General features: G+C 74.3%; 22 protein-coding genes, 1 pseudogene and 1 riboswitch. Of the genes and pseudogenes, 7 read left to right on the top strand and 16 right to left on the bottom strand.

Features of this window, described 5'->3' with window-relative positions:
• Positions 1-38 precede the first annotated feature (38 nt).
• Together ACGFNF_RS17655 and ACGFNF_RS17650 are read left to right on the top strand one after the other, a co-directional pair.
• Complete coding sequence (locus ACGFNF_RS17655) at positions 39-2918, top strand: discoidin domain-containing protein (RefSeq protein WP_393169041.1); 2880 nt, start codon at positions 39-41, stop codon at positions 2916-2918.
• A 180-nt stretch (positions 2919-3098) separates the two neighbouring features.
• Positions 3099-6791, top strand: coding sequence for a discoidin domain-containing protein (locus ACGFNF_RS17650; protein WP_393169039.1), 3693 nt, complete (start codon positions 3099-3101; stop codon positions 6789-6791).
• A 100-nt stretch (positions 6792-6891) separates the two neighbouring features.
• Here the strand turns inward: ACGFNF_RS17650 and ACGFNF_RS17645 are convergent, their stop codons facing one another.
• Positions 6892-7656: a crotonase/enoyl-CoA hydratase family protein gene (locus tag ACGFNF_RS17645; protein WP_393169037.1), complete on the bottom strand. Its 765-nt coding sequence runs from the start codon at positions 7654-7656 to the stop codon at positions 6892-6894.
• Positions 7657-7696: 40 nt separating this feature from the next.
• A complete protein-coding gene (locus tag ACGFNF_RS17640) occupies positions 7697-8614 on the bottom strand; it encodes a DMT family transporter (protein WP_393169035.1) in 918 nt (305 codons plus the stop codon).
• Between the two features lie 93 nt (positions 8615-8707).
• Positions 8708-8906: riboswitch (cobalamin riboswitch) on the top strand.
• 38 nt (positions 8907-8944) lie between these two features.
• Between ACGFNF_RS17640 and bluB the strand changes: the two genes are divergently transcribed.
• Positions 8945-9568, top strand: coding sequence for a 5,6-dimethylbenzimidazole synthase (gene bluB / locus ACGFNF_RS17635; RefSeq protein ID WP_357576920.1), 624 nt, complete (start codon positions 8945-8947; stop codon positions 9566-9568).
• A gap of 108 nt (positions 9569-9676) precedes the next feature.
• On the top strand, positions 9677-10528 hold the full coding sequence (locus tag ACGFNF_RS17630) for a Rieske 2Fe-2S domain-containing protein (protein WP_393169033.1): 852 nt from the start codon (positions 9677-9679) through the stop codon (positions 10526-10528).
• Positions 10529-10564: 36 nt separating this feature from the next.
• Here ACGFNF_RS17630 and ACGFNF_RS17625 read toward each other — a convergent pair whose 3' ends face one another.
• The 12 genes and pseudogenes from ACGFNF_RS17625 to ACGFNF_RS17570 form a co-directional block, all read right to left on the bottom strand.
• The gene (locus ACGFNF_RS17625; RefSeq protein ID WP_393169031.1) at positions 10565-11836 is read right to left on the bottom strand and encodes a LysM peptidoglycan-binding domain-containing protein; all 1272 of its coding nucleotides are present in this window, start codon (positions 11834-11836) and stop codon (positions 10565-10567) included.
• A gap of 15 nt (positions 11837-11851) precedes the next feature.
• On the bottom strand, positions 11852-12283 hold the full coding sequence (locus ACGFNF_RS17620; protein ID WP_132232360.1) for a pilus assembly protein TadG-related protein: 432 nt from the start codon (positions 12281-12283) through the stop codon (positions 11852-11854).
• On the bottom strand, positions 12280-12759 hold the full coding sequence (locus ACGFNF_RS17615; protein WP_393169028.1) for a TadE/TadG family type IV pilus assembly protein: 480 nt from the start codon (positions 12757-12759) through the stop codon (positions 12280-12282). The genes ACGFNF_RS17620 and ACGFNF_RS17615 overlap by 4 nt, the downstream gene beginning before the upstream one ends.
• On the bottom strand, positions 12744-13208 hold the full coding sequence (locus tag ACGFNF_RS17610) for a TadE/TadG family type IV pilus assembly protein (RefSeq protein ID WP_393169026.1): 465 nt from the start codon (positions 13206-13208) through the stop codon (positions 12744-12746). Before ACGFNF_RS17610 ends, ACGFNF_RS17615 begins: the two co-directional genes overlap by 16 nt.
• A gap of 9 nt (positions 13209-13217) precedes the next feature.
• A complete protein-coding gene (locus tag ACGFNF_RS17605) occupies positions 13218-13427 on the bottom strand; it encodes a hypothetical protein (protein ID WP_151456965.1) in 210 nt (69 codons plus the stop codon).
• 26 nt (positions 13428-13453) lie between these two features.
• The gene (locus tag ACGFNF_RS17600) at positions 13454-14335 is read right to left on the bottom strand and encodes a type II secretion system F family protein (RefSeq protein WP_393169024.1); all 882 of its coding nucleotides are present in this window, start codon (positions 14333-14335) and stop codon (positions 13454-13456) included.
• Positions 14332-15280, bottom strand: a pseudogene (locus ACGFNF_RS17595) (type II secretion system F family protein). Before ACGFNF_RS17595 ends, ACGFNF_RS17600 begins: the two are co-directional and overlap by 4 nt.
• Positions 15241-16773 carry an ATPase, T2SS/T4P/T4SS family gene (locus tag ACGFNF_RS17590; RefSeq protein ID WP_357576914.1) on the bottom strand — a complete coding sequence of 511 codons (1533 nt, stop codon included), beginning with the start codon at positions 16771-16773 and terminating at the stop codon, positions 15241-15243. Before ACGFNF_RS17590 ends, ACGFNF_RS17595 begins: the two are co-directional and overlap by 40 nt.
• Positions 16763-17563: a ParA family protein gene (locus tag ACGFNF_RS17585; RefSeq protein ID WP_393169022.1), complete on the bottom strand. Its 801-nt coding sequence runs from the start codon at positions 17561-17563 to the stop codon at positions 16763-16765. Before ACGFNF_RS17585 ends, ACGFNF_RS17590 begins: the two co-directional genes overlap by 11 nt.
• Positions 17564-17565: 2 nt before the next feature.
• Positions 17566-18225: an SAF domain-containing protein gene (locus tag ACGFNF_RS17580; protein ID WP_357576912.1), complete on the bottom strand. Its 660-nt coding sequence runs from the start codon at positions 18223-18225 to the stop codon at positions 17566-17568.
• Positions 18222-19106, bottom strand: coding sequence for a hypothetical protein (locus ACGFNF_RS17575; RefSeq protein ID WP_393169324.1), 885 nt, complete (start codon positions 19104-19106; stop codon positions 18222-18224). The genes ACGFNF_RS17580 and ACGFNF_RS17575 overlap by 4 nt, the downstream gene beginning before the upstream one ends.
• Before the next feature lie 119 nt (positions 19107-19225).
• Positions 19226-19741 carry a hypothetical protein gene (locus tag ACGFNF_RS17570; protein ID WP_393169322.1) on the bottom strand — a complete coding sequence of 172 codons (516 nt, stop codon included), beginning with the start codon at positions 19739-19741 and terminating at the stop codon, positions 19226-19228.
• A gap of 629 nt (positions 19742-20370) precedes the next feature.
• On the opposite strand from ACGFNF_RS17570, the gene ACGFNF_RS17565 reads away from it, so the two are divergent.
• Positions 20371-21147, top strand: a complete 777-nt coding sequence (locus ACGFNF_RS17565; RefSeq protein WP_393169020.1) for a prepilin peptidase — start codon at positions 20371-20373, stop codon at positions 21145-21147.
• 147 nt (positions 21148-21294) lie between these two features.
• Here the strand turns inward: ACGFNF_RS17565 and ACGFNF_RS17560 are convergent, their stop codons facing one another.
• Entirely contained in the window at positions 21295-21933 is a 639-nt protein-coding gene (locus ACGFNF_RS17560; protein ID WP_357576910.1) for a phosphatase PAP2 family protein, read from the bottom strand.
• Between the two features lie 263 nt (positions 21934-22196).
• Here ACGFNF_RS17560 and ACGFNF_RS17555 point away from each other — a divergent pair, with 263 nt between their 5' ends.
• Entirely contained in the window at positions 22197-24512 is a 2316-nt protein-coding gene (locus tag ACGFNF_RS17555) for a glycoside hydrolase family 65 protein (protein WP_393169320.1), read from the top strand.
• A 32-nt stretch (positions 24513-24544) separates the two neighbouring features.
• On the top strand, positions 24545-25036 hold the full coding sequence (locus ACGFNF_RS17550; RefSeq protein ID WP_393169017.1) for a GNAT family N-acetyltransferase: 492 nt from the start codon (positions 24545-24547) through the stop codon (positions 25034-25036).
• On the opposite strand, the gene ACGFNF_RS17545 is transcribed toward ACGFNF_RS17550, so the two are convergent.
• Positions 24980-25486 (bottom strand): hypothetical protein, encoded by a 507-nt coding sequence (locus ACGFNF_RS17545; RefSeq protein ID WP_132232336.1) that lies wholly within the window; start codon positions 25484-25486, stop codon positions 24980-24982. The two genes, ACGFNF_RS17550 and ACGFNF_RS17545, sit on opposite strands and share 57 nt — an antisense overlap.
• Positions 25487-25491: the final 5 nt, after the last annotated feature.

The raw sequence follows: 25491 nt of genomic DNA, 5'->3' as shown, positions 1-25491 counted from the left end.
GCACGGGGGGACCACCGACGACAGGGAGAAGTTCGCCGATGCCCGACCACACCACCGCCACCCCGCATGCGCCCCCCGGAACCAGGACCCGGGCGGGTGTCGCCGCCCTCGCCGGCCTCGCCCTCACCGCGACCTCGCTCACCGTCATCGCGTTGACCAGCACCGCCACCCCCGCCCAGGCGGCGGGACTCTCGCCGTTCGACATTTCGGGGCGGGGCGCCACCGTCCCGTTCGTCGAGCAGGAGGCGGAGGAGGTCGCGCACACCGGCACGAGGATCGGCCCGGACCGCCGCTACGGCACGCTGCCGTCCGAGGCGTCCGGCCGGGAGGCGGTCACCCTCGACGCCGTCGGCGAGTACGTCGAGTTCACCCTGACCGCGCCCGCCAACGCGGTGACCTTCCGCTACAGCCTGCCGGACAACGCCGCCGGCACCGGCCGGGACGCCAGCATCGACCTGCGGGCCAACGGCGCGCTGGTCAAGGCGGTGCCGGTCACCTCGCGGTACGGCTGGTACTACGGCGGCTACCCGTTCAACAACAACCCGGGCGACACCAACCCGCACCACTTCTACGACGAGACCCGGGCCATGTTCGGGACCACGTACCCGGCCGGCACGAAGATCCGGCTCCAGGTCTCCTCGACCGCCCAGTCGCCGACCTTCACCATCGACCTGGCCGACTTCGAGCTGGTGGGCGCCCCGATCGCCAAGCCGGCCGGCGTGCTCGACGTGGTCACCGACTTCGGCGCCGACCCGACCGGGGCGACCGACTCCACCGCGAAGTTCCAGGCGGCGGTGGACGCCGGCAAGGCCCAGGGCCGGGCCGTCTGGATCCCGACCGGCACGTTCACCCTCTGGGACCACGTCGTCGTGGACGGGGTGACCCTGCGCGGGGCGGGACCGTGGTACTCGGTGCTCGGCGGGCGGCACCCCACCGACCGCAAGCGGGCCGCCGGCATCTACGGCAAGTACGTCCCCGGCGGCGGCTACAGCGGCGAGATCCGGCCGCACGAGGCCGGCGGACCCAGCCGCAACGTCACGCTGCGCGACTTCGCCATCATCGGCGACATCCGCGAGCGGATCGACGACGACCAGGTCAACGCCATCGGCGGGGCGATGTCGAACTCGGTGGTCGACAACGTCTGGATGCAGCACACCAAGGTCGGGGCCTGGATGGACGGCCCGATGGACAACTTCACCATCCGCAACAGCCGGATCCTCGACCAGACCGCCGACGGGGTGAACTTCCACTGGGGCGTCACCAACTCCACGGTGACCAACACGTTCGTACGCAACACGGGTGACGACGCCCTCGCCATGTGGGCGCAGAGCGTGCCGAACGTGAACAACTCCTTCACCCGCAACACGATCGGCGTGACGATCCTCGCCAACCACCTGGTGACCTACGGCGGGCGGGACATCAAGATCACCGACAACGTCACCGCCGACTCGGTCACCAACGGCGGCGGCATCCACGTCGCCAACCGCTACCCGGGCGTGACCGGCCCGACCGCCGTCTCCGGGACGATCACCGTCGCCCGGAACACGCTGATCCGCAACGGCAACTCGGACTACAACTGGCAGTTCGGCGTCGGCGCCATCTGGTTCTCCGCGCTCAACGAGCCGATCCAGGGCGCGGCAATCAACGTCACCGACACCGACATCCTGGACAGCTCGTACGCGGCGCTGCACTGGATCGAGGGGCAGTCCAGCGGGATCAGCTTCAACAACGTACGGATCGACGGCGCGGGCACGTACGCCCTCCAGGTGCAGGCGCCCAGCCAGGTGTCCTTCACGAACGTGCGGGCCACCGGGATCGCCCAGGCCAACCCGATGCACAACTGCGTCGGCAGCGGCTTCCAGATCACCCAGGGCACCGGCAACTCCGGCTGGTACACGTCGACGCCGTACTGCGGGCCGTGGCCCGAGCCGCAGTGGGGCGGCGGCCCCACCAGCCCGCCCCCGACGTCGCCGACCACCCCGCCCCCGACCACCCCGCCGCCCACCACGCCCCCGCCGACCACCCCGCCCCCGACCGGCGGGAACCTGGCGCAGGGGCGGCCGGTGACCGCGACGAGCACCAACCAGAACTACGTCGCGACGAACACGGTGGACGGCAACGCGGCCAGCTACTGGGAGAGCGCCAACAACGCGTTCCCGCAGTCGCTGACCGTCGACCTGGGCGCGGCGCGCACCGTCGACCGGGTGGTGCTGAAGCTGCCCGCCGGCTGGGAGCGCCGGACCCAGACGCTGTCGGTGCTCGGCTCGACCGACGGCTCCTCGTGGGTCACCCTCGCCGGGTCGGCCGGGCGCGCGTTCGACCCGGCCGGCGGCAACACGGTGTCGATCAGCGTGCCGGCCGGCGAGCGCCGGTTCGTCCGGCTGACCGTCACCGGCAACACGGGCTGGCCGGCGGCGCAGCTCTCCGAGTTCGAGGTGTACGGCGGCGGCACCACCACCCCGCCCCCGACGACCCCGCCGCCGACCACCCCGCCCCCGACCGGGAACCTGGCGCTCGGTCGGCCGGCCGCGGCGACCAGCCACGCCGACGTGTACGTGGCGGCCAACGCGGTCGACGGCAACCCGAACACCTACTGGGAGAGCGCCAACAACGCCTTCCCGCAGTCGCTGACGGTGGACCTGGGCGCCAACCGGACGGTGTCCCGGGTCGTGCTCAAGCTCCCGCCGTCCTCGGCCTGGCAGACCCGCACCCAGACGCTGTCGGTGCTCGGCTCCACCAACGGTTCGTCGTTCACCACCCTGAAGGCGTCCGGCGGCCACACCTTCGACCCGGCCACCGGTAACACGGTCACCGTGACCTTCGCGGCGACCAGCCAGCGGTACCTGCGGCTGACGTTCACCGGCAACAGCAGCTGGCCCGCCGGCCAGCTCAGCGAGTTCGAGATCCACTCCAGCTAGCCCGATGGCCCCCGCCCGTCCCGGCGGGGGCCATCGGAGTCCGGGCGGCCCGGCGCAGCGCCGCCCCGACATCGCCCCGCACCGTCCCCCACCTGTCGCGGCACGACGGGCGTACCCCTGCGCCCGTCACCGGGCAACGCACCCGCACCCCACCCCCCCCCGAAAGAGGTGTAGCGACCCATGTCCAGAAACGGCACCAGACCCGGGACCGCGCCGGCCGGCGCGCCCCGTCCCGTCCCCCGGTCGGCCCGCCCGGCCAACCGGCGGCTGCTCGCCGGCGTGCTCGCCGGGCTGCTCCTCACCGCCGTCCCGGCCGTCACCCCGGCGGCCGCCGCACCGGCGGCGGACCCGGCGGCGACCGCCGCCCGCGCGGCCCTGCTCGCCGGGCTCTCCGCCACCATGAGCGCCAGCAGCCACAACCAGAACTACGTGGCGAGCAACGCCAACGACGGCAACGCGGCCACCTACTGGGAGAGCGCCAACAACGCGTTCCCGCAGTGGATCCAGGCGGACCTCGGCGCCACCGTCACCGTCGACCGGGTGGTGCTCAAGCTGCCGCCCTCGTCGGACTGGCAGACCCGCACCCAGACGCTGTCGGTGCTCGGCTCCACCAACGGCTCGTCGTTCACCACCCTGAAGGCGTCCGGCGGCCACACCTTCAACCCGGCCACCGGCAACACCGTCACCGTCAGCTTCACCGCGACCAGCACCCGGTACGTGCGGGTGCAGGTCACCGGCAACACCGGCTGGCCGGCCGCCCAACTCTCCGAGGTCGAGGTCTACGGCGCCGCCGGGAACCCCGACACCCAGGCGCCCAGCGCCCCGGGCAACCTCGCGTACACCCAGCCCGCCAGCGGGCAGATCCGGCTCACCTGGTCCGCGTCCACGGACAACGTCGGGGTCACCGGCTACGACGTGTACGCCAACGGCGCGCTGCGCGGCAGCGTCAACGGCTCCACGCTGACGTACACCGACAGCCAGCCGGACAGCGCCACGGTCTCGTACCAGGTCCGGGCCAGGGACGCGGCCGGCAACCAGTCGGCGAACAGCAACACCGTGACCCGGACCGGCACCGGCAACCCGCCCGTCGGCAGCAACCTGGCGGTCGGCAAGCCGATCACCGCCTCCGGGCACGTGCACACGTTCGTGGCGACCAACGCCAACGACAACAACGTGGCCACCTACTGGGAGGGCAACGGCAACCCGAGCACGCTGACCGTGCAGCTCGGCGCCAACGCCAGCCTCAGCCAGGTCGTGCTGAAGCTGAACCCCGACTCCGCCTGGGGGGCGCGTACGCAGAACATCACAGTCCTCGGGCGGGACCAGGGCTCCTCGACCTTCACCACCCTGGTCGGCGCGGCGAACTACGCCTTCAGCCCGGCCAGCGGCAACACGGTGACCATCCCGGTCTCCGGCGCGGCGGCCGACGTGCGGCTCTCGATCGCCTCGAACACCGGTGCCCCGGCCGGGCAGGTCGCCGAGTTCCAGGTCATCGGCACCCCGGCGCCGAACCCGGACCTGACAGTTACCGGCATGTCGTTCAGCCCGTCCGCGCCCGTGGAGACGAGCACCGTTACGCTCTCGGCCACCGTCCGCAACGCCGGCTCGGCGGCCTCCGGCGCCACCAACGTCAACTTCTACCTCGGCACCAACCGGGTGGGCACCGCGCCGGTCGGCGGCCTGGCAGCCGGGGCCTCGGCCACGGTCACCGCCAACATCGGCAACCGGGACGCGGGCAGCTACCCGCTGAGCGCGAAGGTCGACGAGTCGAACACCGTCGTCGAGCAGGACGACACCAACAACAGCTACACCAACCCGAGCCCGCTGGTGGTCAGCCCGGTCGCCAGCTCCGACCTGGTCGCCGCCGCGGTCGCCTGGTCGCCGGGCACCCCGGCGGCCGGCAACACGGTCACCTTCTCGGTGTCGATCCGCAACGCCGGCAGCGTGGCCTCCGCGTCGGGCGCGCACGGCATCACGCTCACCGTGCTCAACGAGGCGGGCACGGTCGTGCGTACCCTGACCGGCTCGTACTCCGGGGTGATCAACGCCGGGGCGACCGTCGGCCCGGTCAACCTGGGCACCTGGACGGCCGCGAACGGCAAGTACACCGTCCGGGTGGTGCTCGCCGCCGACGGCAACGAGCTGCCGGTCAAGCAGGGCAACAACACCAGCGACCGGGCGCTCTTCGTGGGGCGCGGCGCCAACATGCCGTACGACATGTACGAGGCCGAGGACGGCGTGGTCGGCGGCGGCGCCAGCGTCGTCGGGCCGAACCGGACCGTCGGCGACCTCGCGGGTGAGGCGTCCGGCCGGCGGGCGGTGACCCTCAACTCGACCGGCAGCTATGTCGAGTGGACCACCCGGGCCAGCACCAACACCCTGGTCACCCGCTTCTCCATCCCGGACGCCCCGGGCGGCGGCGGGATCAACTCGACGCTGAACGTCTACGTCAACGGCACGTTCCACAAGGCCATCGACCTGACGTCCCGGTACGCCTGGCTCTACGGCAACGAGGCCAGCCCGGGCAACTCGCCGAGCGCGGGCGGACCGCGGCACATCTACGACGAGGCCAACGTCATGCTCAACTCCACGGTGCCGGCGGGCAGCAGGATCCGCCTGCAGAAGGACCCGGCCAACACCACCACGTACGCGATCGACTTCATCAACACCGAGCAGGTGGCGCCGATCGCGAACCCGGACCCGGCGCGCTACGCCACGCCGACCGGCTTCACGCACTCCGACGTGCAGAACGCCCTGGACCGGGTGCGGATGGACACCACCGGCAACCTCGTCGGGGTCTACCTGCCGGCGGGCAACTACTCCACCGCGTCGAAGTTCCAGGTGTACGGCAAGGCGGTCAAGGTGACCGGCGCCGGCCCCTGGTACACCCGGTTCAACGCGCCCTCCGGCCAGGACAACACCGACATTGGCTTCCGGGCCGAGAACTCGGCGGCCGGATCGTCCTTCGCGAACTTCGCCTACTTCGGCAACTACACCTCGCGCATCGACGGGCCGGGCAAGGTGTTCGACTTCTCCAACGTGTCGAACATCGTGATCGACAACATCTGGAACGAGCACATGGTGTGCCTCTACTGGGGCGCGAACACCGACCACATGACGATTAAGAACTCCCGGATCCGGAACATGTTCGCCGACGGCATCAACATGACAAACGGGAGCACCAACAACCTGGTCAGCAACAACGACGCCCGGGCTACCGGCGACGACAGCTTCGCGCTGTTCTCGGCGATCGACGCGGGCGGCGCCGACATGAAGGACAACGTCTACGAGAACCTGACCTCGACGCTGACCTGGCGGGCCGCCGGTGTCGCCGTCTACGGCGGCTACGGCAACACGTTCCGTAACATCTACATCGCGGACACGCTCGTCTACTCCGGCATCACCATCAGCTCGCTCGACTTCGGCTACCCGATGAACGGCTTCGGCGCGAGCCCGCCCACCCGGTTCGAGAACATCTCGATCGTCCGGGCCGGTGGGCACTTCTGGGGCGCGCAGACCTTCCCGGCGATCTGGGTCTTCTCCGCCTCGAAAGTGTTCCAGGGCATCCGGGTCAGCGACGTCGACATCGTCGACCCGACCTACAGCGGCATCATGTTCCAGACCAACTACGTCGGTGGGCAGCCACAGTTCCCGATCACCGACACGGTCTTCACGAACGTCTCCATCAGCGGCGCCCGCAAGAGCGGTGACGCGTACGACGCGAAGTCCGGCTTCGGCATCTGGGCCAACCCCATGCCGGAGACGGGGCAGGGGCCGGCCGTCGGGTCGGTCACGTTCAACAACCTGCGGCTGAGCAACAACGCGGTGGACATCCAGAACACCACCTCGACGTTCACCATCAACCGTAACTGACCCACCCCGGTCGCCCGGGCGGCGGCCGGTCCACCGGGCGGTGCGGCCACTCGACACCCGAGTGGCCGCACCGCCCGGCCCGTCGAGATGTCCCGCCCGGTCAGTCGGCCGGGTCGCCGTGCCGACCGGCGCCAGCGGCGAACCGGGCCGCACCGGCCGCCGCGTCGGCGGCCAGCGACTCCATCCCGTACGCCAGTTCGCCCGCCATGGCCTCCGGCTCGGGCCGGCCGGCGCCGGTGAGTAGCGCCGCCCGGTCGTTGCGCAGGCAGGTCTGTGGGTGCCGGGCGATCTCGGCCGCCAGCCGCTCGGCCGCCGCCCGGGACTCACCCGGCGCGACCAGCCGGTTCACCAGACCCATGGCGTACGCCTCCTCGGCCGGCACCGGCCGCCCCGTGAGGATCAGGTCCATCGCCCGGCTCTCGCCGATCAGCCGGGGCAGCCGGACCGTGCCCCCGTCGATCAACGGCACCCCCCAGCGGCGGCAGAACACCCCGAGCACCGCGTCGGACTCTGCGACCCGCAGGTCGCACCAGAGCGCCAGCTCCAACCCGCCGGCCACCGCGTGACCGGAGATCGCGGCGATCACCGGCTTGCTGAGCGTCATCCGGGTCGGACCCATCGGGCCGTCCCCCTGCGCCTCGACCCGGTTGCCGCTCGGGGTGCCGATGGCCTTCAGGTCGGCCCCGGCGCAGAACGAGCCGCCGGCACCCCAGAGCACGGCCACGGAGGCGTCGGGGTCGGCCTCGAAGGCGCGGAACGCGTCGGCCAGCGCCCGTGCCATCGGCCCGTCGACCGCGTTGCGCGCCGCCGGCCGGTCCAGGATCACCGTGGTCACCGCCGCGGCGCGTTCGACGCGTACGCCCATGCCGACAGCATGCCTCCGACGGTGCCGGCGGCGCCAGGCGTCAGCGCGGGGCGGACCGGTCCGGGCGGACCAGGGTGGCGCCCAGCGCGGCGCCGACCACGCAGGCCACCCCCGCCGCCTGCGGCCAGGCCAGCAGCTCGCCGAGCAGGACCAGCCCGACCAGTGCCCCGATCGCCGGCTCCAGGCTGAGCAGGACCGCGAAGACCCGGGCCGGCATCCGGCGCAGCGCCGCCATCTCCGCCGAGTACGGCAGCACCGACGACAGCAGCGCCACCGCCGCGCCCAGCGCGAGGGTCCACGGGTCGAGCAGCGCCGTACCGCTGCCGGCGACCCCGAACGGCAGCACGGCCAGCGCGGCGACGGCCATCCCCAGCGCGAGGCCCCGGCTGCCCGGCACCCGGGCGCTGACCGCCTTGCCGAGCAGCACGTAGCCGGCCCAGCCGACCGCGACGGCCACGCAGCACAGCAGCCCCAGCCGGTCCATTCCCGTCCCGCCGAGCCCGCTGATCAGCAGCACGCCGCCGCCGGCCAGCGCCGCCCATGCCACGTCGGCGAGGCGGCGGCTGCCGGCGAGCGACACCAGCAGCGGCCCGGCGAAGCCGATGGTGACCGCGACGCCCAGCGGCACCCGGTGCAGGGCCGCGTAGAAGGCGAGGTTCATGACCGCCAGGGCCAGCCCGAACGCCCCGACCAGACCGGCGGTACGCCAGCCCAGGCGCAGCCCCGGCCGGACCAGGACCAGCAGGATGAGCGCGGCGAAGCCGAGCCGCAGCGTGGTGGTGCCGCCGGCGCTGGTGCTGCCGAAGAGCTGCTTGGCGACGGCCGCCCCGACCTGGGTGGAGAGCATGCCCAGCAGCATCAGCAGCGGGGGCGGCACGGCCCGGGGCTGGCCCAGCGCGACGCTCAGTCGGGTCGCCGGTCGGCCGGCCGGCAGCGGGCGGGAGGAGAGTGCGTACACCCGGACCACAGTGGCCGTGGACGGTGCTGCCCGCGACCGGATTTTCACGCCCGTGTCGCCTCCCGTCACGGGCCGGACGGCGCTAGCATCCCCGACGGCACGATCATGTGAGGTGCCCCGCGCGAGCGGGGAGAATCGGGAAGCCGGTGTGAATCCGGCACGGGCCCGCCGCGGTGACCGGGGAGCCACCGTCCACGCGTACGCGCAGCCACTGGCCCGTCCGGGCCGGGAAGGCGGACGGCCAGGCGTCGATCCGGGAGTCCGAAGACCGGCCTCGCGTCCGGTGCCCGCGTCCGGCGTGGCGTGGGCCGAGCGCAGCGGGAGCCTGCCTTGGATCTGTACGACGTCATCCACCGCCGCCGGGACGTACGCGCCCAGTTCACCGGCGCGCCGGTGCCCGAGGAGACACTGCACCGGGTGCTGGCGGCGGCGCACGCCGCGCCGAGCGTCGGCTACTCGCAGCCCTGGGACTTCGTCCTGGTGCGCGACCCGGAGCTGCGCCGCCGGTTCCACGAGCACGTCCGCACCGAGCGGAACACGTTCGCCGCGACGCTCGACGGGGAGGCGGCCGAGCGGTTCGCCCGCATCAAGATCGACGGCGTCCTGGAGTCGACGCTGTCCGTGGTGGTCACCCACGACCAGGACCGGGGCGGCCCCGCCGTGCTCGGCCGGCACGCCATCGCCGACACCGGGCTCTACTCGACCTGCCTCGCCATCCAGAACCTCTGGCTCGCCGCCACCGCCGAAGGGCTCGGGGTGGGCTGGGTGTCGTTCTACCGCGAGCCCTGGCTCGCCGAGCTGCTCGGCATCCCCGACGGGATCCGGCCGGTGGCGTGGCTCTGCCTCGGGCCGGTCACCCACTTCGAGGCGGTACCCGACCTGGCCCGGCACGGCTGGCGGCGGAAGCGCCCCCTGGCCGACGCGATCCACCACGACCGCTGGGCGGCACGCTGACCCGCCCGGGGCGTCCCGTTACGGGCCGACGGGGCGCACCTCACGTACACCTGCGGACTTGTCACCGCCGACCGGTTTGCGGGGGCTCCTGCCGGGAAGTCGGTACGGGTGCGAGCACTCTTGACGAAGATCGAGCAGGCATCCGGCCTGGACCGGGTCGGCGACCGGTTGCAGCGCGCGGTCCAGGCCACCCTCCGACCGCAGCGGGTCCGCGACCTGCTGCACGGCGTCTGGCTGGGCCATCCGCTGCACCCGGCGATGGTGCAGGTGCCGGTGGGCGCGTGGATCAGCACGGCGGTGCTGGACCTGATGCCGGGGCAGCGCCGGGCCGCCGCCACGCTGTGCGCGGTGGGCACCGTCAGCGCCCTCCCGGCCGCGGTCACCGGCCTCAACGATTGGGCGGCACTGGCTCGCGACCAGCGCCGGATCGGCCTGGTGCACGCCGCGTCCAACAGCGTCGGCCTGGCGTTCTACGCCGGCTCGGTGGCCGCCCGGATGACCGGCCGGCACAACCTCGGCCGTACGCTCGGCTTCCTCGGGCTCGGCGCGGCCAGCATGGGGGCGTACCTCGGCGGGCACCTGGCGTACAAGCAGGGCGCGCAGGTCAACCAGAGCATCTCCGAGCTGCACCGGATGAGCGACGGCTGGCACTCGATCGCGGACATGGCTGCCCTGCCGGAGCGCACGCTGATCACCCGGGATGTCGACGACGTCTCGGTGATCCTCTACCGGCACGGCGACGAGGTCACCGTGATGCTGGAGCGCTGCCCGCACCAGAGCGGCCCGCTGGGCGAGGGCGAGGTGCGCGAGATCGACGGGCACGACTGCGTGGTCTGCCCGTGGCACGGCAGCGCGTTCCGCCTCAACGGCGGCGAGGTCGTGCACGGTCCGTCCGGCAACGACCAGCAGATCCTGCCGACCCGCGTCGTCGACGGCATCCTGGAGACCCGCCTGCCCTGATCGTCGCCCGGCGGCCTCCCGGCCGGCCCCCGGGAGTCAGGGGCGGCGGTGACGGCCGACCGCCGTGTCGTCGTGGGACGAACCCGCACGGGTCCGGCCGGTCAAAACGCTGTCGTGGGTACCGGCCTCCGTGCCCCGGTCGACGCCGATCGCGCCGCCGCGTGGGGTGGTGCGGATGTCCCGGTGACCGGTGCCGCGCCTGGCCGTGGTGGTGCCGCGCGCGGTGGTGCCCCGGCGGGCGGCGGCCATGCTCCGGGCCGCGCCGGCCGGTACGCGGGCCGGGCGGCGGCGCAGGCCCAGGACCGCGCCGATCTGCGCGCCGACGATGCTCGCCACCGCCAGGACGGCGGAGACCGCGAGGGGCCGGTTCACCCGATCGGGCTCGCCGGCCCGGGCGGCTCCCACCGTCACCGTCGGGGCCTGACCGGCGTCCCTCTCCGCCGGGGGCGGCACCGGCGCCTCGGCGGCCGGCGGGGGCGGCGTGGCGCGCTCGGGAGCGACCTTCCCGGGCGCCGGCTGCGGGGCCGGCCGGGCGGGCGCGGGCGGGGTCGGGCGGGCGACGAGGCGGCCGGTCGCGTGCCGGCGGGCACCCCGGTCCTCGGCGTCCCCGGGCAGCCTCAACAGCTGACCCGGGTGGATCCGGTCGGGGTCGCCGAGCCGGTTCAGCTCGGCCAACTCCCGGTAGTCGGCGAACTCGTCCAGGTAGCGCTGGGCGACCGCGCCCAGGTGGTCGCCCCGGGCCACCCGGTAGACCGCCACACCGTCGTCCGAGGCGGATGAGGTCACCGGAGCGGACGAGGCGACCGGCGTGGACCAGGTGTGCGCGGCCGGACCCGGCCAGGCGGCCTCCGCCACCGCCCGCGCGGTCGCGGGCGGTGCCGCCGGCAGGGCGTACGGGCCGGTGACCGCCGTCGCCGCGCTCGCCGCCGGGCTGGCCGCGAGGATCAGCGCGACCGAACCGACAAGCGCGGCGGCGGCCCGTTGCTGGCGACTCATCCCCGGCAGCCGGGGCGCCGGCCGGCGCAGCGCCTGTGCGCAGAGTTCGACCAGGACGGAGAAGGCGAACGTGGCCCAGCCGAACCAGCCGGTCAGCGCCAGGACCCGCAGGAAGAGCCGCCCGTCGTCCCGGCTGGTCAGCGTCGCACCGATCTCCGCGACGCTGGGCAGGTGGTCGGGCAGCGGGTTGCCGGCGAGGGCGAGCAGCGCCACCGGCGCGCCGACCAGCACCGCGCAGAGCACGACGAGCGCGCCGAACCCGGTCAGGATGCGTCCGGTCCGCCGTACGACGGAACGCCCCGATGCGGCCATGGCTGCCTTCCCTTCCTACGGTGCCCCGGTGAGCGGCCGCGCGGTCGCCTCACCGGAGACGGTGACGGTCTCGTCGAAGCCGAGCAGGCCGAGCATGGATCGGTGGTGCGTGACGGTGACGCGTACCCGGACCCGGGTCTCCCCGTCGACGACCGGGAAGCTGACGGTGTGGCCGGCGGCGCCGGCGGCGGCGAGGTAACCGGCGACGGCCCGGCGGGCCTGGGGGCGGTCGATCCGGGTCGGCCCGCCCTCGATGGCGCTGGCCCGGTCGATGGCCTGGCCGCCAGCGCGGGCGGCCTCGGCCGCGAGGTTGTCGGCCCGCTGCAACGTGCGCAGCTGACCCGCGCCGTCGAAGGCCAGGCCGATGACGGAGAGGACGCCGACCATCGCCACCGCGAGGAAGATGCTGACCCGGCCCTCGTCGTGCCGGCCTGCCACGGCGGTCATCCCCGGCTCCGGTAGCGGTCCAGCGGCGACGTGAAGTTCGCCGACACGCGCTTGCCGGCGGGCATCCCCGGCAGGACGGAGAGGTGCAGGTCCCCGTAGGAGACCGTGCAGGCGACCCGGACGGTGACCGAGGCGTCCTGCCCGGCCGGGCTGCGGAACGCCGCGTCGAAGCTGGTGGGAGCGCCGCGTACCGCGCCGCTGAACGTCACCTCGGGAGTGCCGGCGCAGTTCAGGCCGCGCCAGTCGAGCTGCTGGCGGGCCGCGTCCCGGGCCTCGGCGCGGGCGGTGCGGGCGTCCCGGGAGATCGAGGCGGCGCGGGCGGCGTCGTGGGCGGCGGCGTCGATCGCCTCGGCCGCCACGGCGGTACGCCCGGCGACGCCGGCCAGCACGATCAGCGCGATGAACGCCGGGGCGAGCACCGCCACCTCGATCGAGACCGAGCCCCGCTCGGCGGTACGGCTCACGGCGCGGTCCACCGTTCCACGGTCCCGTGCGCGGTCTGGTGCACCGGGAAGGTGACCCCGGGTACGACCGACAGGGACCGCCCGCGCACCGTGCAGGTCACCTCGGTCGCGGTGGTCTCGCAGCTCGGTGCGGGATCCTTCCAGCCGACCAGCCAGCCGCCCGAGGCCTTCAGGAACCGGACGGCCCGCGCCTCACCGGCCCCGGGCGGCGCCTGGTGCAGCCGCTGCGCGTTGACCGCGCTCTGCGCGGCGTTGAGCGCGGTGGAGCGGGCGACGAACCAGGCCGCGGCCTGGATCGAGGCGAAGAGCAGCAGCAGGACCACCGGCATCACCACCGCCAACTCGACCGGGTTTGCCCCCCGGTCGACCCCGCCGGCCACGAGCCGCCGGCCGGCAGCCGCGACGGGACGCCGGGCGACGGTGGCCGCCCGGCGTACCGGGGTGGGGTCTGTCCGGCGCACGGCCCGGCGTTACTTCGGGTCCGGAGCCTGGTGGGTGGGGATGTTGGTCATCCAGTCGTTGGCGGCACCGAGGGCGGCGGCGGTGACCGCCATCGCGACGGCGACCAGACCGAAGATGATCACTGCGGTCGGTACGGGGCTGTCGCCCCGCTCGCCGTCCTCGCGCAGCTCGGCCAGGCGTGTCGACACGACGACGTGCAGTCGGGTGATGACGGACATGACGTGCTCCTTCTCTCGGGGGCTGATCACAGGCGGGCGATGAACGGATAGACGGCGAAGCCGAGCAGGACGAAGACGAGCAGCGCCCCGGGGATGTCGAGCCGGCTGGTCACCCCCTCGGCCCGGGCCAGGTTGTCGGTGCGGATCTGGTCGCGCAGCGAGTCGGCGCGGCTGCGCAGGGTCTCGTGCACCTGCGCGCCCTCGCTACCGGAGGAGCGCATGATCGCCCCGACGTCGCCCAGTTCCGGGATGCCGATGCGCTCGGCGAGGTCGCGAAGCTCGTCCCACGGCGAGTGCATCTGCATCTGCGCGATCCGCAGCGACTCGGAGATGCGGTCGAAGACCCAGCCGTCGCAGACCGCCGCCGCCCGCTCCAGCGACTGCACCGGCCCGTGCGCGGCGGAGAGCTGGAGGGCGACCAGGTCGAGGTAGGTGCAGACCGCCTGGCGGAACTCGTCGCGCGCCTTGTCCGCCCGGTCCAACACCGACCGGTGCGCGATCAGGGCGCAGAGCAGCGCCAACCCGAGGCTGCCGAGGACAGGTACGACCACCGGCAGCCGGATGCCGACGGCGAACAGGGTGACGCCGAGCAGCGTCGGCGCGGCGAGCCCGATCAGCGCGGAGAGCAGCATCGACAGGGCGTACTGCTCGGGCGTCCGGTCGATCAGGGCGAGCTGCCGGTGCGGTGGTCGCAGCCAGCGGGACAGCCCGGTGAGCCACTCCAACCGCCGGTCGGCGGGCGTGGCGAGCTGCCCGGCGCCGGCCGGTTGGTGCAGCCGGCGCAGCGCGGGCCCGAGCGCGGGGGTCGCCGGCACCAGCTCGCGGACCACCAGGAAAGCGCCCAGCCCGACCGCCGCCCCGCCGCACACGGCGACGGCGAGCTGCCAGTTGAGGACGACAGCACTCATGGGGTCGCCACCTCCTCCGGGGCCGGAGCCGGCAGGAAGCGGGCCGGCCGGCGGGGCTGGCTCATCGACCGCACCCAGGCCAGCAGGCCGACGAAGGCCGCGCCGAGCGTCGCCATCACGAGCTGCCCGAAGGGCGTGCCGTACGGGCTGACGTACTCGGTGTTGAGCAGCCCGTACGCGACGGTGGCCAGGGTCATCCCGGTGAGGAAGCGGACCGCGAACCGGGGCTGGGTGCGCTTCGCCTCGATCTCCCGGCGGGTGGCCACCTCGGCCGCCGCCGCCCCGGCGATCGAGCCGAGCACGTCGCCGAGGCGTTCGCCCCGGTCGGTCACGTGCAGGATCAGCGCCGCCACCACCTGGTCGCAGACCGGGTCGCCGATCTCGTCGGCGAAGGCGAGCAGCGCGGAGCGGGCCAGCCAACCGGCCTGGAGGCGGGCGGCGAGCAGCCGTACCTCCTCCTGGATCTCCTCGGGTGCGGTGCCGACCGTCCCGATGATCGTCTGCTGGAGTCCCTGGCCGGTGGCGGAGACGTCCTTGAGCCGGCGGGTCCACTCGCCGACCGCCTCGATGCGGGCGATGGCCCGCTGCTCGGCCTTGCCGACGGAGAACAGCCACGGGGTGCCCGGAACGGCCACCGCGACCAGCAGGCCGACCACCGGCAGGCCGGTGACCAGGAAGGCCAGCGCACCCGCGACCAGGGCGGCGACCAGCAGCGCCTGGTGGGCCCGCTGTTCGCGCGGGGTGACGCCCGGGCCCTTCCAGAGCCGGTCGAGCCCACGGCCCGCGCCCGGGCCACCGGGCGGCCGACGGGTGCCGACCAGCGCGACGACCGCCAGCAGCAGCCCGGCCACGCAGGCGGCGCCGGAGGCCACCGCGACGAGTTCGACGTTGTCCAGCACCTCCGGTCACCGCCGCCCGAGCCGGGTCTGCCGGGGCCGCCGCCACGCGCCCGTGCCGGCCTCGATCCACCGGCTGAGCAGCCGGGCGTCGTAGCCGACCCGGAGGAGCTGGGCGCGCACCCGCTCGGGCAGGTGCCGGGGCACGGCTCGCCCGTCCGGCCCGGGCCCGAACACCTGGGTGGTGGTGATCCGGTTGCCGTCGCCGACGCCGATGACCTCCTCGACGTGCGAGACGAAGCGGTGCTTGCGCCCGCCGATCGCGGTCTCGTCCTCGACGGTGACGTAGACGATCAGGTCGAGCGCGTTGCCGGCCATCCGGCGGGCCTGGTCGACGGTCATCTCCCGGCCGTGCGCGAGCGCCAGCTCGATGATCCGCTCGCTGACCCCGGCGGGCGTACGGGCGTGGATCGTGCACATCGAGCCGCGGCTGGTCGTCATGGCCTGGAGCATCGGGACGATCTCCCGGGACCGGACCTCGCCGACGATGATCCGCAGCACGCCCATCCGCAGGGAGACCGGGATCAGGTCGGCGATGCTCACCTCGCCGGCCGGGCGACCGTCCGCCCCGCGTTCGCCGTGCCCCTCCCGGGCCTCGAAGCTCATCACCGCCCGGTGCTTGAGCCGGCGGCGGGCCGGCAGCAGCTCGCGGCTCTCCTCCAGCAGCACGTACGGCTCGTCGGCCGGGATCTCGTCCATCAGCGCCCGGATGACTGTCGTCTTCCCGGCGCCCGCGAGGCCGGCCACCATGATGTTCAGCCCGGCGCGCATGGACGCGCGGAGGAAGTCGCGCACCAGCGGGTCGATCATCTCGTCCAGGTCGCCCCGGCCGCCGGCCAGGTCGTCGAGGCTCACGTCCAGCGTGTTGTGCTTGCGGATCACCGCGTACGGGCGGTGGCTGACCAGGAACACCGCGGCGAGCCGGCTGCCGTCGGGCAGTTGCAGGTCGAGGGTGGGCTTGGACGTCGACAGCGAGCGTTCGGTGGCCCCGGCCCGGCGGGCCGCCGCCTGGAGGATCTCCACCAGCTCGTCGTCGCTGTCGGCGATCGGCTCCACCCAGTCGACCCCGCCGCCGTGGCGGGTGACGCGCACCTGGTCGCAACCGAGGATGTGCACCTCCTCGATGGTGTCGTCGACCAGCAGCGTCTGGAGGCGACCGAGCCCGGCCAGTTCGGCGGTCACCTGGTCGAGCAGGAGCCGCTCCTCGCCGGCCGCCATCGGGGTGCCGGCCCGGCGCACCGCGTCCGCGTACTCGGCGACCACCGTCACCGCGAGCCGGGCGCGCTCGGTGTCCTCCTCGTCGACGGTGAACTCCCGGCCGCGCTGCCACAGGGCCAGCCGCTCGCTGAGTTCCCGGCGCAGCTCGCGTACCACCTGGAAGTCGACCCGGGGCCGGGGCGGCGGCTCGGGCCGCGGCGCGGTGACCGGCACCGGCAACGGGAGGGGATGGTGGCGCCCGTTGGGCGGGGCCAGCGGCGGGGCGGTCGAGGTGGCGCCGGGCGGCTGCCGGCGCGGGTCGCCGGAGACCGGTTCAAACCGCATCCGGCACCCCCTGCGGCACGGGCCAGGTCAGCCGGGCGCGCCGGCGTTCCAGCGGCGCACCGACCGGCACCTCCAGGGCCCCGGCCGCGCGCATCAGGGGCCGACCGGCCCGCACGGTGCCGCCCAGGCCGAGCACCTCGGCCGTACGCGGATCGTGCGGCATCCGGGCGATCACCGGCAGCCGCAGCGCCTTGCTGACCTCGCCGCTGCCGTGGCCGTCGCCGACCAGCAGCAGCCGCAGGGTGCCCGGCGGCACCCGGTGCTCGGCGAAGTCCCGCTCGATCGTCCTGGCCATGGCCCGGGTGCCGGAGAGGTCGGGGAGCCGGGCGCCGCTGACCAGCAGCACCACCGAGGCGGCGCGCAGGATCGGCCACGGTGGACCGACGACGTGCAGCCGCCCGCAGTCCACCACCACGTCGTACGGTGGGTCGCCGGACTCCAGGCTGCCGAAGAAGTCGGCGAACCGCTGCCAGAGCGGGATGACGCTGCCGGCCTGGGCGGGGTCGACGACGCCGGGCAGCAGCAGCCGCTCCCGCTTCGGCGCGTCCAGGTCGACCAGTTGGGACCAGAACGCCGCCTCCAGGTTGCCGTCGCGCAACTCGCCGACCGCCAGTTCGCCGATGCCCCGGGGGCCGTCGAGCGCGCCGCCCAGGTAGCCGGCGAGGATCGACCCGCCGGCCGGGTCACACTCGGCGAGCACCAGCCGCCGGTGCCAGGTCAGGGCGCACGCGAGGGCGGCGGTGGTGACGCCCGGGGAGCCCTTCGCCGACACCAGCGCGATGATCGCCATGGTCAGGCCGCCTCAATCAGTACGAGGGCGATCCGCTCCTGGCTGGACAGTGCGACGACGGCCGGCACGTCCCGGACGGCGAGCGCCAGGTAGACCACCACCTCGTCGTCGTCGTCCGAGGTGACGGCGTCGATGACCGTCGCCTCGAACCGGGTGGCGGCGCCCGCGGGGCGGTCGTCGTCCCCGTCCGGCGTGCTCACCAGCAGGATCTTGTCGCCGGGGTGGAGCCTGCGGGCGGGCACCTCGGCGGGGCTCAGGCCCAGCGCGAGCTGCTGCTGGCCGGGCCCGAGCAGCGGGTCGTCGGTGAGCTGCGCCATGGTCAGCAGCGTGCCGGGGGTCAGCGCCACGGCGGCCCGCTTGCCGACCACCTCGTCGAGCCGCCCGGCGGGTACCGGCGACAGCCCCTGGCCCCCGGCCACCTGCACCGGGACCAGGTCGTCGGCGCTGACCTGCCGGCCGACCTCGACCGCCCGGGCCACGGCCAGGTAGCTGCCGGTGGCGCGTACGGAGGTGACCGCGAACGCCGCCCCCAGGCCGCCGAGGGCGATCAGCAGCACGGCCAGGCCGAGCAGCCCGGGGCGCATCCGCCGCTGCCGGACCACCCTGGGCGGGGCGACCGGCGCGTCCACCGGCCCGGTTCCGTTCCGGGTCGCCACACTCATTGAGTCACCACCTGTAGTTCGTTGATTCGGACCGGGACCGTTCCCGTGGTCCGGTTGACCGGGATGACGCCGCTCTGGCCGCCGCCCTGCCAGGTCACCGTCCAGTAGGTCGTGGCCCGCACCCGGTAGTCGCCGGCCTTCGGGTAGCCCTGGTAACCGCAGTCGGGGGAGGGGCGGCCGGCCAGTGGGCCGTCGGCCCGGTACGGCGTACCGGCGTCGGCGCAGGTGACCTTGCGGCCGTTGCCCATGTTCCAGACGATCCGGTCGAACGTCGCCGTGATCCGTACGGTCAGGCCCCGCTCGCGCTCCGAGGCCCGCTGGATCGGCCCGAAGTACTTCTTGTCGTCGTTGCGGCCCCACATCCAGACCGGCAGCCCGACCAGGCCGGGACCGTTGCTGCGGCGGGGGGCGACCGCGATCCGGGGCGCCGCGATGGTGATCTTGGCCAGCGCCCGCCGGGCGAGTTCCTCCGGGTCGGGCGGCGCGCCGAAGCCGGGCGGCGGGGCGTCGCGCAGGACCGTGGTCTGGGAGCCGAGGTCGCCGCCGTTGCAGGTGCGCACGTACCACTGCTGGCCCTCGGGGGCCTCGGGCTGCGGTTCGGCGAGCTTGTAGTAGCAGCCGTCGCCGTTGTTGAACCAGCCGAGCACGCTGTCGTAGCACTTGACGGTGCGGCCGTTCCACTGGCACTTGGCGCCGCCGCCCCCGCCGCCCGAGTCGCCGCCCCCGCCGTCGTCCCCGCCGCCGCCGGGGTCGCCCGGGGTGCCGGGATCGTCGTCCCAGACGCTGCAGTCGCTCTGCCCCGGCGGGCACTCCGCGCCGGGGTCCGCGCGTCCTGCGGCGATCGCGGGCACGGCCGCCCCGAGCGCCAGCAGCAGGGCCAGGGCGGCGCCCGCGAGCGACCGGCGGGCCGTCCCACCCCGGCCGCCGCGGTCGGCGGTACGGACGCGAGCGGCCCCGGCGGTACGGGCGTGGGCCGCCCTGGCGTCCGATCCCGCCCGCGTCAGCACGGCTGGTCCTCGTGGGCGGCGCCGGCGCTGATCAGCCAGCGGCCGTCCGGGTAGCGGGTGGCGGTGGCGGTGGCCAGGTGCCGCGTTCCGCCGGTGCCGGGCACGACCCGCTTGTCCCTGGCGTAGACCAGCCGGTAGCCGGTGGCGTCCAGGCAGTCCTGGATCTCCACGGCGGGCGGGCTCGAATCCAGGCTCACCGAGGTCACGGTCGGGTCGGAGACCAACGTGCCGGTACGCATCGCGCCGTGCTCCTTCGCCTTGCGGATGGTCAGCCGGACCCGGGTCAGCAGCGGGTCGGCGAGGAACCGGGACAGTTCCGGGTCGTGGGGGTCGCCGCGCCCGCTCGCCTTGCGGGAGGCGGCGAGATATCCGGCGTACGCGGCCAGCGCCGCCTTCCTCGCCGCCTGCTCGTCGGCGGCCCGGTGGGTGGGGGCGGGAGCGTCCCCGGCGGTCACCGCCCGGGGGGTCGGTCCGGGCTCGGCACCGCAGGCCGGGACCGCGCCGAACATCGCGATGGCGAGCAGGCAGGTTGCCCATCGGCCGAACCGCCGTCCGCGCACGTCGTGCCTCCTCGGTGGCGACCCGGGGGCCGGTCTCGGCGGCCTCCGGGCATGCGGCGGCGTGACCGGATGGGTCGTCCGGACCTGTCGGAAATCGCCTACGCATTTGCCGTTACGGATCTCTACAAAAGCGTTGTCCCGCGTCGTCCTGTCTTTTCGCTGTGGGTTGCACCACACCCAAGGGGCGAGCATAGGCTGACGCTCGCCGATGCAACAGAGGCAATTCGTTCGAACACTGTGAGTGATGACAGGTGGTGGCGACGGGTGGTCGGGGCCGGTGCGGGTGGGTCGGGCGGCGGGAATCGGTGGGGCGCCGGCGTGGGAAGCGTGCGCGGTGGGCGAGGCGTCGTCGAGGCGGCCGGTGCGTGTCCCGGACGTGGCGTCTGGTCCGATCCGTCCCCCGCGCCGACGCGTCGCTATTCCGTCAGGGTGGGATTCCCGCCTATATGGACGCGCCATTTCCGTGGCCGACGCCGCGCATTGCGGGGGAGGGGTGCGGGCCGTTCCGCCCGTTACCGAATGGCATTCACGGCGCTACCCTGCGTGGTCACCACCTGTGCCGGCCTCCGGGGGCGATCGTGGCGCTGACCGGGCCGTCGGCGGTGGCGGAGCCGACCGCACCGAAGGTCGCCGCGCGCGGGGCGCGGCTGCTGGCCGTACTCGCGCTCGCCCCGGTGCTCCGGCTCGCCGTGATCCGGCACGCCGTACCGCCGGGGGTGGCGACCCGGACCGGGTGCGACGCGTGCGGCACCCCGGTCGGGCTGGCCCGGCCCTGGCCGGCGCTGGGCCCGACGGCGCGGTGCGGGCGGTGCGGGGCGCGCGTCGGCCCGCCGCCCGGCACGGTGGAACTCGCCCTCGCGGCGGCCGTCGGGGCGCTGGTGCTGCTCGGGCCGCCCGCCGCCGTGCTGGTCGCCACGGCCTGGTGGCTGGGCTGGGCGATCCCGCTGGTCCTCGTCGACGCGGCCGTGTGCCGGCTGCCGGACCGGCTCACCTGGCCCGCCGCTGCCGGGACCTGGCTGCTGCTGGGGCTGGCCGCCCTCGCCGGAGCCGGCCCGGCGCCCTGGCTGCGCGCCACCGCGGCCGGCGTCGCGCTGGCGCTCTTCTTCGCCACCACCACGCTGCTGCTCGGCCGTCGCGGCTTCGGCCTCGGCGACGCCAAGCTGGCGCTCGGCGTCGGCGCGCTGCTGGGCTGGTACGGCTGGGCGGTCCCGGTGGCCGGGCTGGTGCTCGCCCTGCTGCTCTCCGGGGCGGTCGGCGTCGCGCTGCTGGCCGCCCGCCGCGTCGGCTGGCGCAGCCACCTCCCCTTCGGTCCGTTCCTCGTCCTCGGCGCCCTCGCCGCCCTCGTCCTGCTCTGATCCTGCGGGCGCAGGCCGCCCGCGCTCACCTCCTGGCCGGGCGGCCTCCCGTCCGCGCAGGCGCTCCGTGCGGGCAGGCCTCCCGTGCGGGCAGCCTCCCGTGCGGGCAGGCATCCCGTGCGGGCAGGTTCCGCGTCCCGCGGGCGGTCAGCGGCGGGACGTCGGGGTGGCCGGATCGCGGACGGGGCGCTCGGCCTGGCGGGCGCGGCGGTGCAGCAGCCCGGCGGCGGGGCGGGCGAACAGCGGGGTGAGCAGCGCGGCGAACAGGGCGCCGAGCAGGACACCGGCGACCACGTCGTGCGGGTAGTGCACGCCGACGAAGGTGCGGGAGAACGCGGCCAGCGCCGCCAGCGGCAGCGCCACCAGGCCGACCCGGCGCGACAGCAGCAGCGTCGCCATCGCCAGGCCGCCCGCGATCGTGGAGTGGTTGCTGGGAAACGACCAGTCGCCCGTCGGCGGGCACTCGCCGGCGATGATGGCGAGTTCGGCGGCGATCGCCCGGCAGGGGCGTTCCTGGTCCACCACCGTCTTCAACAACTCGCTGCACCCGTACGCGAGCACCACCGGCGCCGGCGACACCAGGGCGTACGCGCGATCGCGCGGCCCGCCCCCGAGCCGGGACACGGCCGCGATCAGCCACAGCGCGCCGAGCAGCAGAATCGCGCCCTCGGTGAAGTGCTCGGCGAGCCACTGCACCGGTTGCGGGGTGTCGGCGGCGAAGTCGACGATGTCCTGGTACCACTCGACACTGATCTTCGGAACGTCCGACGTGTCCGCATCAATCATGATTCACCTCACGGATCGTTCATACCTCGTTTAGCTCCCAGGCAACCCTGGAATACCTGGAAGTCGGGCGCAGTGTGCATTGGTCGGGTGGTGGCCCCCGACTTTCGTCTCAGCGACCTCTCAGCCCCATCTGCTTCGATTGGCCCGGTACGTCGGACTTCCCTGGAGGCGCTGTGCACGAAACCCCCATCGCCGATCGGCCGCCGACCGGGCAGGTCACAGGGGGCGACGAGGCCTGGCGGATCCGGCGTACGCAGGCGGACATGGACCGCCTCGCCGAGACCGAGTCGATCTTCGCGTTGGGCAACGGCTGGGTCGGCTGGCGCGGCAACCTGGACGAGGGCACGCCCTACGGCATGCCCGGCACCTACCTCAACGGCTTCCACGAGCGGCGCGAGCTCGACTACCCCGAGGACGGGTACGCCTTCCCGCAGTTCAGCGACACGGTGATCAGCGCGCCGAACGCCGCCCTGATCCGCCTCTGGGTCGACGGCGAGCCGCTGGACGTGCGTACCGGCACCCTGCGCACCCACGAGCGGGTGCTCGACCTGCGCGCTGGCGTGGTCGAGCGGCACACCGAGTGGATCTCGCCGGCCGGGCACGGCGTACGCGTCCGCAGCGTCCGGCTGGTCTCCCTGCCCCGGCGTCCGGTGGCCGCCGTCCGGTGGTCCGTCGAGCCGTTGGACGGCACGGTCGAGGTGCGGGTCTGCGCCGACCTGCTCGCCAACGAGCGGGTGCCGGAGCGCGCCGACGACCCCCGCGCCGCCTCCGTGATCACCGACCCGCTGACCGCCGAGTACCGGCACTCCGACGGGCACGACGGCGTCCTCGTCCACCGCACCGGGCACAGCGGCCAGCGGGTCGCCGTCGCCGTCGCGCACGACGTGCACGCCCCGGACGGCTTCGCCCCCGGCGTCGACTGCACCCCCGACCGGCTGCGCCTCACGCTGACCGGGACGCTGCGCGCCGGCGAGCGGCTGCGACTGACCAAGTTCGCCGCGTACGAGTGCACCCCGGTGGACGGCCTGCCCCCGCAGGAGCTGGCCCGCCTGGTCGTCGCGGAGGCCGACGCGGCCCGCGCGGAGGGCTTCGAGGCGCTGCTGACCGGCCAGCGCGCGGCGCTGGACGCCGCCTGGCAGACCGCCGACGTGCAGCTCGACGGCGACGACGAACTCCAGCAGGCCATCCGGTTCTCGGTGTTCCACCTGCTCCAGGCGGGCCGGGCGGACGGCGACCGGACCATCCCCGCCAAGGGCCTGACCGGCAACGGCTACGACGGGCACGTGCTCTGGGACACGGAGGGCTACGTCCTGCCCGTGCTGACCTACCTCGACCCGCCGCTGGCCCGCTCGGCGCTGCGCTGGCGGCACGCCCACCTGCCGCAGGCCCGCGAGCGCGCGGCGGAGCTGCGGCTGACCGGGGCGACCTTCCCGTGGCGGACCATCGGCGGGCGGGAGTGCTCCGGCTACTGGCCGGCCGGCACGGCCGGGCTGCACCTCAACGCCGACATCGCCGACGCGGTGCTGCGCTACGCCGCCGCCACGGGCGACGAGGAGTTCCTCGCCGGGCCCGGTCTGGAACTGCTTGTCGAGACGGCCCGGCTCTGGCACGGCTTCGGGCACTGGTCCGACACCGGCACCTTCCACCTGCACGGCGTGACCGGCCCCGACGAGTACAGCGCCCTGGTCGACGACAACGTCTTCACCAACCTGATGGCCCGGCGCAACCTGCGGGGGGCCGCCGACGCCGCCGAGCGGCACCCCGAGGCGGCGGCCCGGCTCGGGGTCGAGGCGGCCGAGGTGTCGGCCTGGCGTGCGGCGGCCGACGCGGTATTCGTCCCGTACGACCGCAAGCGCGGGGTGCACCAGCAGTCGGCCGGCTTCACCGAGCAGCCGGAGTGGGACTTCGCGGACACCTCCGAGGACGACTACCCGCTGCTGCTGCACTTCCCCTACCTGGAGCTGTACCGCAAGCAGGTGGTGAAGCAGGCCGACCTGGTGCTCGCCATGCAGCGCTGCCCGGGGGAGTTCACGGCCGACGAGAAGGCCCGCAACTTCGCCTACTACGAGGCGCGGACCGTCCGGGACTCGTCGCTGTCGGCCTCCCCGCAGGCCGTGCTCGCCGCCGAGGTCGGGCACCTCGACCTGGCGTACGACCTGTTCGCCGAGTCGGTGCTCCAGGACCTGGCGGACCTCGGCGACAAGACCGGCGACGGGCTGCACCTGGCGTCGCTGGGCGGGGCGTGGCTGGCCCTGGTGCAGGGCTTCGGCGGGCTGCGCGACGACCGTGGGGTGCTCTCCTTCGACCCCCGGCTGCCGGCGGCGATCGACCGGCTCGCGTTCCACCTGCGCTGGCACGGCCACCGGCTGCGGGTCACCCTCACCGCCGACGAGGCCCGCTACGAGCTGCCGGACGCCGACCCGGAGACCGGCATCGAGGTGTGGCACCACGGCGAGCCGCTCCGGGTCACCGGAGCCGGGCCGGTCGCCCGGCCGATGCCCGAGGTGCCCGACCCGGGGCCGGAGCCGCCCTCCCCGCCCGGCCGCCGCCCCACCCGCCGCTCCGCCGGCGACCACTGAGGCGTACGGGCGCAGCTCGGTAGGGTGGCGCCGTGCCCGAACTCGAGCGGCTCGCCGCCCACCACGCCGACGCGCTGCTGCGCTTCGAACGGGAGAACCGGGAGTGGTTCGCGCGCTCGGTGCCGGACCGGGGCGACGCGTACTTCGCCGACTTCGCCGCGCGGCACGCGGGGCTGCTCGCCGAGCAGGAGAGCGGCACCTGCCACTTCCACGTCCTGGTCGACGCCGACGGGGACGTGCTGGGCCGGTTCAACCTGGTCGACGTCGCCGACGGCGAGGCCGAGCTGGGCTACCGGGTGGCCGAGCGGGCCGCCGGGCGCGGGGTGGCGACCGACGGCGTCCGCCGCGTCGTGGCACTGGCCCGCCGGGCGTACGGGCTGCGCCGGCTGACCGCCGGGACCACGCTGGACAACGCGGGCTCGCTCGCGGTGCTCCGGCGTACGGGGTTCACGCAGGTGGGCGAGTTGTCACTCGACGGGCGCCCCGGGCTGCGGTTCGCCCGCGGGCTGACGGCCGACGACTGACGCGCCGGACATCCGCTGCCGGACGGTCTCCAGCGCCTCGAAGGCGTACGCCCAGTTGTGGCACTTGAAGCTGCGCAGCCCCTCGATCGCGGTGCGGCAGTCGGTGCAGCGCACCCCGGCGATCGCGTCCGGGACCTCGGTGTTGACGTACCTGCGGTCGCCGAGGATGACCGTCGCGATCATCATCCGGTCGTGTACGCCGGAGAGGGCGGAGGAGACGATGTCGTACCAGTTCACCCGGCGGCCGCACTTCGGGCAGTCCGGCTCGTCGCCGCTGACCCAGAGCGGGGCGCCGATGCTGCGCAGCGGCATGCCGAGCAGCTTCTCGATCCGCCGTACGTCCGACTCCGGGGTCGTCCACCGGTGCCTGCCGGGCAGCGAGGCGGGCGAGTCGTAGACGGCACGGAACAGGACCGGGTCGACCTCCACGGTCTCGCGCTGACTGGTCATCGGCG

Source organism: Micromonospora sp. NPDC048868 (assembly GCF_043198195.1).
Classification (GTDB): Bacteria; Actinomycetota; Actinomycetes; order Mycobacteriales; family Micromonosporaceae; genus Micromonospora; species Micromonospora reichwaldensis.
This window is presented reverse-complemented; position numbering and strand designations above follow the sequence as displayed.

Coding starts and splice junctions, on each gene's coding strand:
- ACGFNF_RS17655 (WP_393169041.1), top strand. CDS start 39: ATGCCCGACCACACCACCGCCACCCCGCATGCGCCCCCCGGAACCAGG.
- ACGFNF_RS17650 (WP_393169039.1), top strand. CDS start 3,099: ATGTCCAGAAACGGCACCAGACCCGGGACCGCGCCGGCCGGCGCGCCC.
- ACGFNF_RS17645 (WP_393169037.1), bottom strand. CDS start 7,656: ATGGGCGTACGCGTCGAACGCGCCGCGGCGGTGACCACGGTGATCCTG.
- ACGFNF_RS17625 (WP_393169031.1), bottom strand. CDS start 11,836: ATGGCCGCATCGGGGCGTTCCGTCGTACGGCGGACCGGACGCATCCTG.
- ACGFNF_RS17620 (WP_132232360.1), bottom strand. CDS start 12,283: ATGACCGCCGTGGCAGGCCGGCACGACGAGGGCCGGGTCAGCATCTTC.
- ACGFNF_RS17605 (WP_151456965.1), bottom strand. CDS start 13,427: ATGTCCGTCATCACCCGACTGCACGTCGTCGTGTCGACACGCCTGGCC.
- ACGFNF_RS17600 (WP_393169024.1), bottom strand. CDS start 14,335: ATGAGTGCTGTCGTCCTCAACTGGCAGCTCGCCGTCGCCGTGTGCGGC.
- ACGFNF_RS17590 (WP_357576914.1), bottom strand. CDS start 16,773: ATGCGGTTTGAACCGGTCTCCGGCGACCCGCGCCGGCAGCCGCCCGGC.
- ACGFNF_RS17585 (WP_393169022.1), bottom strand. CDS start 17,563: ATGGCGATCATCGCGCTGGTGTCGGCGAAGGGCTCCCCGGGCGTCACC.
- ACGFNF_RS17580 (WP_357576912.1), bottom strand. CDS start 18,225: ATGAGTGTGGCGACCCGGAACGGAACCGGGCCGGTGGACGCGCCGGTC.
- ACGFNF_RS17570 (WP_393169322.1), bottom strand. CDS start 19,741: ATGTTCGGCGCGGTCCCGGCCTGCGGTGCCGAGCCCGGACCGACCCCC.
- ACGFNF_RS17560 (WP_357576910.1), bottom strand. CDS start 21,933: ATGATTGATGCGGACACGTCGGACGTTCCGAAGATCAGTGTCGAGTGG.
- ACGFNF_RS17555 (WP_393169320.1), top strand. CDS start 22,197: ATGGACCGCCTCGCCGAGACCGAGTCGATCTTCGCGTTGGGCAACGGC.
- ACGFNF_RS17545 (WP_132232336.1), bottom strand. CDS start 25,486: ATGACCAGTCAGCGCGAGACCGTGGAGGTCGACCCGGTCCTGTTCCGT.